The sequence below is a fragment of the Pseudolabrys sp. FHR47 genome (genome assembly GCF_005153485.1).
In the GTDB taxonomy this organism is placed as follows: Bacteria; Pseudomonadota; Alphaproteobacteria; order Rhizobiales; family Xanthobacteraceae; genus Pseudolabrys.
Map to the genome: position 1 here is coordinate 4,000,123 of NZ_CP039740.1, position 11,417 is coordinate 4,011,539.

Genomic DNA, 11,417 nt, shown 5'->3' on the forward strand with positions numbered 1-11,417 from the left:
ATCAGGCCCTTCCGATTTCGATATGCAGATTGCCGAAGGCATCGACTTCGACCTTATCCTGCGGATGCACGACAGTGGTCGAGGCATGCTCTTCGATCAGTGCCGGACCGTTGATGCGGTTGCCGGCGGCCAGTTTGGCGCGGTCATAGGTCGGCGTATCGACCATGCCGACGCCCGAATAATAGACCGGGCGATTGCCGCGGAACGCGGCCTCTGGCGAAGCGCCGCCATCGGCGAGCGTCTCGCGCTCCGGCTTCTTCATCAGGCCGACGGTGGCCGAGCGCAGCGAGACGATCTCAGCCTTTTCCTCGGCATTGTGATAGCCGTAACGGGTTTCGTGCACGGCATCGAACATCTTCTTGATGCCGTCACGATCCTTGTTGCGGAACAGCTCCATCGGGATATCGACGGTGACCGCATGTTCCTGCCCGACATAACGCATGTCGGCGCCGCGCAGCGAGACGGTGTCCACAGTCATGCCACGGCTGCGTTCGAGATCCTCCGCACCCGCCTTCTCCATCGCCTGATAAAGCGCTTCCATCTCGTCGAAGGAAACGTCGGCAAAAGGTTTGAACCAGGTATTGACGAGATCGCGGCGCAGATCGGCGAATAGCATGCCGTAGGCCGAGAAGTGGCCCGGCGCGAACGGAATGATGAGTCTGCCGATGCGCAATTCGCGCGCGATCATGGCGGCGTGCAGCGGACCGGCACCGCCATAGGCGATCATCGCGAAGTCGGCGGCATCGAGGCCACGTTCCGTCGTGACCCAACGCACCATGTGCGACATCTTGGTCACAGCCACGCGTAGAATGCCGTCGGCGGCCTCCAGCGTGCCGAGACCGAGCGGCTTGCCGATCTTCTGTTCGATCGCCCTCTTCGCGCCGCCGAGATCGAGCTTCATCTCGCCGCCGAGGAAACGGTCCGGCGCCAGGCGGCCGAGCGCGAGATTGCAATCGGTCACGGTCGGCTCGGTGCCGCCGAGGCCGTAACACACCGGGCCGGGCGATGAGCCGGCGCTCTCCGGCCCGACGCGTAGGGCGCCGGCTTCGATCCGCGCGATCGAACCGCCGCCGGTGCCGACTTCCTGAATGTCGATCATGGGAATCTGCAAGGGCAGGCCCGAGGCGTAACCGCCGACGATCTGGCCGCCAGTCATCAGCACGTCGCCCTGATAGATGACGCCGGCTTTTGCCGTGGTACCGCCCATGTCGAAGGCAATGGCGTTCTTCATGCCGATCTGGTCGCACAGCACCTTGGAGCCGATGACGCCTGCCGCCGGACCGGATTCCAGCATGCGGATGCAGGACTGCTGAGCCTCTTCGATATCAAAGAGCCCGCCGGTCGATTGCACCACCAGGAAGGTGCCGGTGAAACCGGTTTCGCCGAGATGCTTGTCCATCTCGCCGAGATACGTGCGCACCCGCGGGCCGACATAGGCATTGGCCGCCGTGGTGGAGGTGCGCTCATACTCGCGATATTCCTGCGACAGTTCGTGCGAGGCCGTGACGAACAGATCGGGGAACGCCTTCTCGACAATCTCTTTGGCACGCTTTTCGTGCGCCGAGTTGCGATAGGAGTGCAGGAACAGGATGGCGACCGCCTTGATGCCTTTCTTCACGGCTTCCGCCACCGTATCGAGCACCTGTTGCTCGTCGAGCGGGATGAGCACGCGGCCCTGCGCATCGCAGCGCTCGCGGATGTCGAAACGCAAGTCGCGGTCGATCAACGGCTTGTGCTTCTGGAAGAACAGGTTGTAGGCCTCGGGGCGATTGACGCGGCCGATTTCGTAAATGTCGCGGAAGCCCTGCGTGGTCAGCAGCGCACATTCCGCGCCGGTGCGCTCGAGAATGGTGTTGATCGCCACCGTGGTACCGTGAAGGAACAATTGCGCCTGCGGGAACGACGCGCCCGCCTTCTCGACACCTGTCTCGATGCCGGTCACCAGACGCTGATGCGTGGTCAGCGTCTTGCCGAGCATCAGCTTGCCGGTCGGCTCATCGAAGGCCGCAACGTCGGTGAAGGTCCCGCCGACGTCGGCGGACAGTCGCAAGCGATTTTGAACTAACTTCGCATCCACGTTTAGCTACTCCACTTCGGTCTTATGGCGTCATCAGGCTTTCGGCCCGAAGATCGGTGATGAAACTGTGCGCGGCGGCATGCACGATGAAGAGCGGCAGCTTGGCTGCCTCCGCCGCCGATTGCGGCGTCACACCGCAAGCCCAGAACAGCGCGGTCTTGTCCTTCGGCATCGGTCCGACCGGACCGCCGAATATGGGATTGTCGATATCGGCGCCGATGCCGGCCGGATCGCCGATATGGATTGGGGCGCCGTGATTGAAGGGAAAGCGCGCCGAGACCTGCGTCGCGACGATGGCCTGCTGCGGCGTCAGCCAGCGCATGGTGACGAACAGATCGCCCTTGAAGGGACCGGCCGGCTCGGTCGGCTGGTTGGTGCGCAGCACCCAGCGGTCCCTGTCGGTCGGCACGCCCGCGCGCTCGAAGGCGTCATCGAAGGTGATGCCGGAGCCGATCAGGAACGACACCAGGTCGTCCCGCCACAGGTCCGAGATGTCGGTGCGGTCACCCTGGCGTTCGCCGTCGACGAAAATTGTGTAGCGCGCGCAATCGGTTCGCAGGTCCGCGGTCGGCGCCAGCCTGCGCGGCACCGGATCGCCGGCCTCCAGCACCTCCAGGACCGGACAGGCGCGCTGGTTGCGCTGGCAATAGAGCATGAAGTCGAAGGCATAGGCCTTCGGCATGATGGCGAGATTGCACTGGACGAAGCCATGCGCCATGCCGCGGCTCGAGCCCGTATAGCGGCCGGCGCGAATGTCGGCACGCACGCGCTGGCTTTCGAGGAGTGCGTCGGTCTTCATAACGCGCCTCCCTCGAGTTCGACCTCGTAGAGCTGCGCGAAGCCGGTCCTGTCGGACGTAAAGACCACGCGCGTGCCATCCGGCGAGAAACGCGGATGCGGATGGGTATGCTGACGCGCTTCGACCGCGACCGGGCCGTCATTGTATGGAAACGGATGCGCCCAGTGCGCGCCCTCAGAGGTCGCCTCGCTAACGCACAGGAACTGCGGATCGCCGTCGAGCGGGATGATGTGCAATCCCTTGTCGGGGAAGTTCGTGTCGCAAACAAAGCGCGTGCCGCTCGAATCCGGCGCCGCATGCCAGGCCGGGAAATGGTTGAGCCAGTGCGCTTCGCCGGTGCCGATATCGATGAGGCGCATGCCGCGCGGCCAGTCGATGAAAGCAATCGCCTTCTTGCCCGGCAGCCAGACCTCGTGTGTCACCCATTGCATCCGATCTTCGCGGCTATAGACGCGCTTGTTGACGCCGTCGCGGGTAACGGTCCAGACGCGGTCGGTCAGCGGGCCGGCATAGAGAATGAGGTTGTCATCGTCCGGACAGAATTGCGGATGGCCGATGGTGTCCCGTTCCAGGATGACATCGCTCTTGCCGGTCTCGGTATCGATGCAGATGAAGCGCGACACCTTTCCCGATTTCACCGGGATTGCCCACCAGCGGCCGTTCGCCGAGAGCGCCGTGGTGCCCATGGCGGCGCCGACCATGCCCTTCTCGCGCATTTCGATGGCGCCGAAATCGGCGAGCTGCGTTTCGCTGAAATCGGAGAGATCGGCGCACCAGGCACCGGTGCCCGCAACGTAATAGACGGAGCGGCCATCCGGCGCGGGATAGACCGACCATTCGGCGAGGTCGTCGCGGTCGGTGACCTGCACGATTTCGCCCACAGCGCGGTCCTCGTAATAAATCTGCGGTCTGCCGGTGCGATGCGACACGAAGAACAGCTTCGTGCAGGCCCGGTCATAGGCCGGCACGAAGAAGAACGGATGGTGATGAATGCTCGGGTGATCGGTCACCTGACGCACCTTCCGCCTTGAGCGCGCGTCGATGTCGATACGCGATCCTGTTCTGTCGCGACTCCCCTTCAACGTCTCAGCCCTCGATTGACGTCGGCTGCGACACGCGTGGCTGCGGCGCGCCGCCGGGCATGAGCGAGCCAAAGCTCACCGCCGGATAGCGCCAATTGAGCGCCAGGAAGACAACGCCGACGCCGTTGCCGGCCAACCACAGCGCCGAGCCGGTCGGCGCGATGATGGCGGCGACGCCGCAGATCATCAGCAGGATGCGGTCCGGCCAGGTCAGGTCGCGGCGGAAATAGCCGGTGAGTCCGACCGCCCATAGTCCCGTCGGGATGAACAGTCCGAGCGACGCGATCAACACACCGGCGAGCGGCCCCTGGAACAGGAGGGCGCTGTCGGCGACGAAGGCGAACGGGATGAGGAAGGCGACAAAGCTCATCTGGAACGCGATCCAGCCCGTCGTCCAGGCGCTGGTGCGCGCGATGCCCGCCGCCGCATAAGCGGCCAGCGCCACCGGCGGCGTCACCATCGACAGCACGCAGTAATACATGACGAAGAAATGCGCGGTGAGCTGCGGCACGCCGAGCTTCTGCAAGGCGGGCGCGTAAAGCACGGCGCCGATGATGTAGGCCGCCACCGTTGGCAGACCCATGCCCATGATGATGCAGCCGGCAATGATCAACAGCAGCGAACCGGCCAGTGTGCCGCCGCCGACCGAGATAAGGCCGGAGGAGAACTTGAGCGCGAGGTTTGACTGGATGGCGATGGCGATGATGATGCCGATGGCGCCGATCGGCACCGCGATCTCGGCGGCCTGGCGGCCGGTATCGCGGATCATCTCCAGCACCTGGCGCGGGTTGATCCAGTCCTGCCGGCGGATGAAGGCGACCGGGAAGCACGACACAGTGGCGTACATGGCGGACGTCTGCGCCGAATATCCCATCATCATGCAGCCGATCAGCACGATCGGCGGCAGCAGCAGATGCAGCCGCGGCAGCACCGGATCGACATTGTCGACCGCCTCGGCCGGCAGCGTACCGGTGCCGGTCTTGCGCGCGTTGAGGTCGACTAGCATGTACAGCGCGACGTAATAGGCAACCGCGGGAATGACGCCGGCGAGCGCGATCTGCGCGTAAGGAATGCCGATCAGTTCGGCCATGACGAAGGCGGCGACGCCCATCACGGGCGGCATCAATTGACCGCCGGTCGAAGCAATGGCTTCCGTGGCGGCGGCGCGGTTGCCTTCGACGCCGGACTTGCGCATCAGCGGAATTGTAAAAACACCGACCGCAGCGACGTTGGCCACCGCGCTGCCGGAGATCGTGCCCATCAGGCTGGAGCCGACCACAGCGACCTTCTGGCTGCCGCCGGTAGCACGGCCAACCATGCGGATGGCGAGATCGATGAATAATTTTCCACCGCCGATGGCGGCATAAACAACGCCGAAGGCGATGAAGTAGAAGACGAAGGTGACAGACGTCTCGGTGGTGACGCCGAGGACACCGCTGGTCGTCAACAGAAGGATTTCGACATATTCCTCCAGGCCGAAGCCGCGGAAGCCGCCGACCGGCAGCACATAAGCGAAGGCGCCGTAAGCGAGGAAGCCGAGGATGACCCAGACCAGGATCATGCCCGTGGTGCGGCGCACGCCTTCGATGAGCAGTGCGACGAAGAGGATGCCGAAGAAGAGATCCTGAAAGAAAACCGGATCGACGTTCTCGATGCGCTGCTCAATGCGCGGCAGCGACAGCCAGTAATAGACGGCGAAGCCGATGGTGCCGGCAATCGCAATGAAGTCGATGCCACGGGTCAGCCACTTGGGCAGCGTCGGCAGATCGAGTGGCCGCCAGAGGAACACCAGCAGTAGCGCCAGCAAGAGATGGATCGGCCGTTGCACCAAAGGCGGCTGCGGATGCATCAGAATGTAGTACTGGAACACGACGAGGACGAGGCCAACCCAGAGGCGCACGTCCATGAGCGCGCGCCAGCCTGCTCGCATCGGTTGCGAGACGTTCATTTCGTCGTGTGAATTGTCCATGATGGCGTGTCCGGGTGCGGCCGCTCGAGCGTGCGTCGTGTTGTCTATTTCGGAGGGCCGCGTCTGAGGTCGGCCATGTCTGAATTGCGGGCCGGCGATGCGTCAGGCTTCGCCGGCCGCGCTTGTCGCAGCGTCAGGGCGCTACATCATGCCCTGTTCTTTGTAGTACTTCGCCGCGCCCGGATGCAGCGGAATGCCATTGTTCTCCGGCTTGGCGGCGTCCTTGGCGTTGAAGGCGCCGAAAGCGGGATAGGCCTTCACCAGCTCGTCGCGCTTCTCGATGAAGGTCTTGACCACCTTGTAAGCGACATCGTCCGGCAGGTCGGCACGAGCGATCAGGTGCGTGCCGAAGTCGGCGCCCCAGGTCGGCCCCTTCTGGCCCTTGAACCACTCCGGATACTTCGCCGCCTTGAGGCCGTTCTCCGACAGCTTCTTCAGCGCCTTCTCCGACAGATCCAGGAAGGTGACGTCGGCCGTCAGCGAGACTTCCGTGATCATCGGGTGACCCTTGAGCACGGTGTCGAGCAGGATGTCCGCGCGGCCTTCACGCATGATGTCCGGCGTCTGCTCCGGATTGACCTGGATGATTTCGCCGCCCTGCGCCTTGATCTTCGCGCGGTCCAGACCGTAAGCAGCGAGGATCAGATCGACTGTCGGCGGCACGTTCGAACCTTGCGGCTTCATCACGATGCGGATCGGCTTGCCGGACGTGAAGATCTTGTCCATCGTGTCGAGGCCGGTCTTCTTGATGAAATCGTTCTTCACGATCGCTGCCATATAGACCGGATTGAGACCGCCGACGAGCGAGCGGATGTGGGTCGCCTTTTTGCCCTGATAGAGTTCTTCGCCGTTCATCGCCCAGACCGACGTCGCCACGTTCGACATGGCGATTTCCGCCTTGCCCTGCTCCACGACCATCGGATTGGCCACACCGCCACCGCGCGCGATGACTTCGACCGGCGTCGAGCCCATCACCGGCTTGAGTGCCTGCTCGATCGCCGCCGCGGCGACATACCAGCCCGAGCCGACCGGCATGGCGCCGATACGAATCGTATCCGCCGCGAACGCCGCGCCGGCCACGGCGAGCGTGGTGGCGAAGGCCACCGTTCCCATCAGCTTTTTCATCCCTGCTTCCTCCTGTTTATGATCTTCTTTGGCTTCTCTTTAACTTGCTGATCGCTATGCGATCGCGGAGACCGACCCGCTTGCCTGAATGGCGCGCGCGATATCCTCGGTCGCGCGCTGCACGGCGCCCAGCGCATGCTCGCGGAATTCCTTCGACGACATCTGGATTTGCGGCACGGCGACGCTCACCGCCGCAAGCGGATAGTTGTCGACATCGAGTACCGGCATGGCCAGCACGCGCAGGCCGCTACCGAAATAGGAATCGCGCAGCGCATAACCGCATTCGCGTACGTTCCTCAGGCTTGCCTCGATCTCGTCGCGCTTCATCGGTTTGTGCGGGAACACGCCGGGACGCGGCGACAGCGCCAGCACACGCTCGAGTTCATTCGGCGGCAGAAAGGCGAGCATGGCTTCGCCAATCGTGCTCCAGAACGCGGGAATCGTGGTGCCGATGCGGATATCGACACCGATGCGCGTCAAACCGGCGCGAACGCGCTCGACATAGAGAATGTCAGCGCCGTCGAGCACACCGAGAGAGGCCGCCTCGTTCACCTCGCCGACCAGCGAGCGCAGGATCGGCCGTGCCAGTTCGCGCAAATCGGCGCGGGCAATGGCGTGGAAACCAAGATCGGTGACTTTCAACGTGAGGCGGAAGCGCTTGCTGTCCGGCACGCGCGCGACATAACCGGCCATTACCAGCGTGTTCAGCATGCGGAACGCGGTGCCGGGATCGATCTTCGCGAGACCCGCGACTTCGCTGAGCGTCAGTTCGGGGCGCTCGGCGGTGAAGGACTCAAGAACGCGCAAGCCCTTGGCGAGCGAATTGACGAGATTGCGGGAGTCCTCATCGGCCTCGGGGCGGCTGTTGAGCGCGCGGCCCTGCACGACGGCTTTGATGCGTTTCTCTCCTGGCATGCTCTGCCTTTTTAGGTCGCTCCCGATTTTTCGGAATGCGAAAATTATTTGCAGAACTATTAAACGACTCTCGTCGCACAGCGTCAATCGCGTCATGCGCGAGAGGACGTGTGCACCTCGGGCACTCGGATGCGCGTCGGACCAGGCGACGACCTCAACTGACCGGTCTCACCAATAGCGGACGATCTGTTTGCAATCCTGAACTGGCGGGCATTCCGGCCAGGGCGCCAACTCTTTATGCAAAATGCAACGAACATGCCCGTCCGCGAGCAAACGCGGCCTGAAAATGGGAAGAAACGCGATGCCGGTTAAAAGCCGATTGACGGAGGCTGAGCGCAAGCGCTCTTACGCGAGCTTGCTATCACGGCCCATGACACCGCCACCAGTCGACGTTTATGACGCGCTCGCGAAGTGCCCCATCGATCCTGCGAACGCGCTGCCTGTCCAAAATCGCAATGACTTATTGAATCCCGGTTATCTTTCCGCCGAGCGAGGCTGGTGCTTGATGCCGGACGGGACGGGGTTTGTTGCCGGCCTGACCCAAATGCCGGGCGTCACAGCCGACATGATCGATTGGTGGTTTGCCTGGCATGGCCTTGAAGGGTTGCGCTATGCCATCTGGGATCCAGACGACCACAAGGATGCCCACGTTGCACGAGCCGATCTTGAGCGACGGCTGAATCACAAACTCAGTTGGCAAGAGCGGAATTGGGGTACCACCGACGTCGTCACCGAAGATGTCGGGACTGGCATGCTGGTCCTCGACATCTCCTTCATGTCGCCAGAAGACTTCGGCTACGACATGAAGCGCTTCGCTGCAGGCGGCCGCACCGCGGTTAACGCGAATCTCGGGCTGCACGAACCATCTTCGCGCCTGGTTTGTTTCACGCATCAAGCGCGCGAGATCGCGGGCGGCATTGAGTTGCGCAGCCGCTTCTGGGTCGGTTGGAATATCATCGATAAAAAGCCAACCCGGGTTGGACAGGACGTGCCGGTTCATGAAATCGAACGGCTCGCGAAGGCTTTGGCGTCTCACTGTCCCAAAGAATACTTCAATCTCGCGGCGATCCTTCCGCAAGTCTATGCCGAGAATCACGACGTCATCGACGATATCGCTGATTTCCAGCCCAGTCGCGTCGCATCTTAGGGGAGGCGAAGGTGGAGAGAGTTCGCAAGGCTCATACGCCCATCAACACAGTGGTCTTGGTCTACTTCCTGGGCTGGGGCTTTTCGGCTGCCGATCGGCTGCTAATCGCCATGCTGTTTCCCTACGTCCTGCCCGAGTTCGGACTCGACTTCACGATGGCGGGCGTCCTGATGGCGGCGATGTCAATCGGCTATCTCGTTCTGGCGGTTGGCGGCGGGGCGCTCTCGGACAAATTCGGACGTAAGGTCGTCATCCTGCCGTCAGTCTTGGTCTTCTCGATCGGCTCGGCGCTCACAGGATTGGCGACGAGCGTTGTTCAGCTCATCGGCTGGCGCACAGTCGTTGGCGCGGCCGAAGGCTCCTACAACATGGCCGCAACCGCTCAAATCGCTGAAGAATCCCCGCCGGACAAGCGCGGCATGTACGTCGGGTTCTACACCTCGGCATTCCCCCTTTTCGCAAGTTTTGTCGCGCCGCTCTACGGCACCATGATCGCCGAGGCTTGGGGCTGGCGATGGGCCTGTTATCTGACGATCGTTCCGGGATTGCTGCTTGTGCCCTATATTTGGCTGAAGATTCGAGAGCGCGGCCACGCTTCCACGTCTGCGTCAGGCGTCGCAACGTCCCAAGCGAACACCGGCGCCGGTCCTTCGTGGGTTGAAGTCCTCAAACGCCGCAATGTCCTGATCTCCGCCTCGATTTCAATTTTCTGGATGGTGTGGCTCTGGAGTTGGCTCAGCTTTGGCACGCTTTTTCTGACGAAGGTGAAAGGCTATCAACCGGGCTCGGCGGGCGTGTTGATGGCTGCGCTCGGAGCCGGCGGATTCCTCGGGATGACGGCGATGTGCGCTCTCTCCGACAGGATCGGCCGCAAGCCGGTCGTGATGATGGCGGCCGTTGTCGGCCTGATCGGCACGCTTACCGCAATCTATTTGCCGGACGGGAGCATGGCAATCACATGGGCTGTCCTCTTCGTGACGTCGTTCGTCACCTGGGGCATGTGTCCGGTGATCCTGTCGGTCATCCCCAGCGAGTCCGTGCCTTCGAACTGGGTCGCTCTCGGCGTCGCGGTTGTAACCTGCCTTGCCGAGTTCGCCGGGATCATCATCGCGCCACCGGGGCTTGGCGCTCTCGCGGATCATTTCGGTCTGCTTACCTCCATGACGGTGGCGGCGTTCGGCATGGTCCCAATGTTCTTAATCAGCTTGGCCCTGAAAGAAACCGCGCCTCGCCTTGTGTCTAAGGCGTTGACGGTTGCGCCTTGAGCGGGATTCACGGACCGCAGGTAGCCGCACAAGCCCCGTCCACGATCCCTCACTCTGAACGGTAACTGCTTGGGTTCAGTCCCACCACGCGCTTGAATGTCCGCGCGAAAGAAATCGGGGAGGCGTACCCGAGCTGATCGGAAACGACTGACACCGTCATACCCGATGCCAGACGGCGAACTGCCAAGTGCATTCGCCACTCCGTCAGATAGTGGATGGGCGTTTCGCCGACGCAGGCGAAGAATTCGAGGGCGAAATGCGTCCGGGACATTCCGGCTTCTTTGGCAAGAGAGGCCACAGTCCAATTCTGATCCGGTGAAGTATGTATGACTTGCAGGGCTCGGCTGATCCGCGGATGCAGAAGCCCACGCAATATACCTCGCGTTTCGTGACCGTCGGTTTCGAGATGGACGCGCACTGCCTGTATGAAAATCAGGTCGGCAAGCCGGCTGATTGCAGCGGCATAGCCAGATTTCGGTGTCGAATCCTTCGTCGCTATGAACTCGAGGAAGAGATCGAGCCAGCCGAGGACCTTGAGCCGCTCGGCGGGAATATGGATGATCCGTGGCAGCGCCCGCAGCAAGGGATTCCGCTGCGGATCGGGAAATTCCGAGACGAGATCGATTATGATCGTGCGTTCACCGCCGCCGCCGGAGCGGTAGTGCACCGGCGCCGGATATTGACTCTGAGGCCGCCACAGCGGATGTCCGATCGAGTTGAGTAAGGTCGAAACCGGCGTTCCTTCCTTGCCGGGTTCTGCACCGAGCGTATGAGCGTCGCCGTGTGGAAAGGCTATGAAATCGCCTTTACGCAGCGTTATCGCTGATCCGTCGGTTGCCGTACAAAAGCACTGTCCCTCAGCGACAATGTGACAAAGCACACCTTTCAGGGACGGGTGGAAGACCGCCCAAGGCGCGCCAAATTCGAATAATCCCAAAACGCCACTGTCCATGTGCATCGCGGACAGCGCATCGCTCAAAGGATCGGTATGGCCTCCGCTAGGCTGTTTTTGCATAACGTAAAGCCAGAGCCCGAGCA

9 protein-coding genes are annotated in these 11,417 nt (G+C 62.3%); 2 read left to right on the forward strand and 7 right to left on the reverse strand.

Annotated elements, in window-relative coordinates:
* Position 1 precedes the first annotated feature (1 nt).
* The 6 genes from E8Q40_RS19525 to E8Q40_RS19550 all read right to left on the reverse strand — a co-directional run bounded on the left by E8Q40_RS19525 (position 2) and on the right by E8Q40_RS19550 (position 7,967).
* On the reverse strand, positions 2-2,077 hold the full coding sequence (locus E8Q40_RS19525) for a hydantoinase/oxoprolinase family protein (RefSeq protein ID WP_205995603.1): 2,076 nt from the start codon (positions 2,075-2,077) through the stop codon (positions 2-4).
* 22 nt (positions 2,078-2,099) lie between these two features.
* Positions 2,100-2,876, reverse strand: coding sequence for a D-glutamate cyclase family protein (locus E8Q40_RS19530; protein WP_137046100.1), 777 nt, complete (start codon positions 2,874-2,876; stop codon positions 2,100-2,102).
* Positions 2,873-3,886, reverse strand: a complete 1,014-nt coding sequence (locus E8Q40_RS19535) for an oligogalacturonate lyase family protein (protein WP_246662931.1) — start codon at positions 3,884-3,886, stop codon at positions 2,873-2,875. Before E8Q40_RS19535 ends, E8Q40_RS19530 begins: the two co-directional genes overlap by 4 nt.
* 76 nt (positions 3,887-3,962) lie before the next feature.
* On the reverse strand, positions 3,963-5,927 hold the full coding sequence (locus E8Q40_RS19540) for a TRAP transporter fused permease subunit (RefSeq protein WP_137046101.1): 1,965 nt from the start codon (positions 5,925-5,927) through the stop codon (positions 3,963-3,965).
* A 141-nt stretch (positions 5,928-6,068) separates the two neighbouring features.
* A complete protein-coding gene (locus tag E8Q40_RS19545; protein ID WP_137046102.1) occupies positions 6,069-7,052 on the reverse strand; it encodes a TAXI family TRAP transporter solute-binding subunit in 984 nt (327 codons plus the stop codon).
* Between the two features lie 54 nt (positions 7,053-7,106).
* On the reverse strand, positions 7,107-7,967 hold the full coding sequence (locus E8Q40_RS19550) for an IclR family transcriptional regulator (protein WP_137046103.1): 861 nt from the start codon (positions 7,965-7,967) through the stop codon (positions 7,107-7,109).
* 301 nt (positions 7,968-8,268) lie between these two features.
* Here E8Q40_RS19550 and E8Q40_RS19555 point away from each other — a divergent pair, with 301 nt between their 5' ends.
* Both E8Q40_RS19555 and E8Q40_RS19560 read left to right on the forward strand, forming a co-directional pair.
* Complete coding sequence (locus tag E8Q40_RS19555) at positions 8,269-9,114, forward strand: DAPG hydrolase family protein (protein ID WP_168197915.1); 846 nt, start codon at positions 8,269-8,271, stop codon at positions 9,112-9,114.
* Positions 9,115-9,170: 56 nt separating this feature from the next.
* Positions 9,171-10,379, forward strand: a complete 1,209-nt coding sequence (locus tag E8Q40_RS19560; RefSeq protein WP_168197916.1) for an MFS transporter — start codon at positions 9,171-9,173, stop codon at positions 10,377-10,379.
* Positions 10,380-10,428: 49 nt separating this feature from the next.
* On the opposite strand, the gene E8Q40_RS19565 is transcribed toward E8Q40_RS19560, so the two are convergent.
* A complete protein-coding gene (locus tag E8Q40_RS19565; RefSeq protein ID WP_168197917.1) occupies positions 10,429-11,358 on the reverse strand; it encodes an AraC family transcriptional regulator in 930 nt (309 codons plus the stop codon).
* Positions 11,359-11,417: the final 59 nt, after the last annotated feature.

Coding starts and splice junctions, on each gene's coding strand:
- E8Q40_RS19530 (WP_137046100.1), bottom strand. CDS start 2,876: ATGAAGACCGACGCACTCCTCGAAAGCCAGCGCGTGCGTGCCGACATT.
- E8Q40_RS19540 (WP_137046101.1), bottom strand. CDS start 5,927: ATGGACAATTCACACGACGAAATGAACGTCTCGCAACCGATGCGAGCA.
- E8Q40_RS19545 (WP_137046102.1), bottom strand. CDS start 7,052: ATGAAAAAGCTGATGGGAACGGTGGCCTTCGCCACCACGCTCGCCGTG.
- E8Q40_RS19550 (WP_137046103.1), bottom strand. CDS start 7,967: ATGCCAGGAGAGAAACGCATCAAAGCCGTCGTGCAGGGCCGCGCGCTC.
- E8Q40_RS19555 (WP_168197915.1), top strand. CDS start 8,269: ATGCCGGTTAAAAGCCGATTGACGGAGGCTGAGCGCAAGCGCTCTTAC.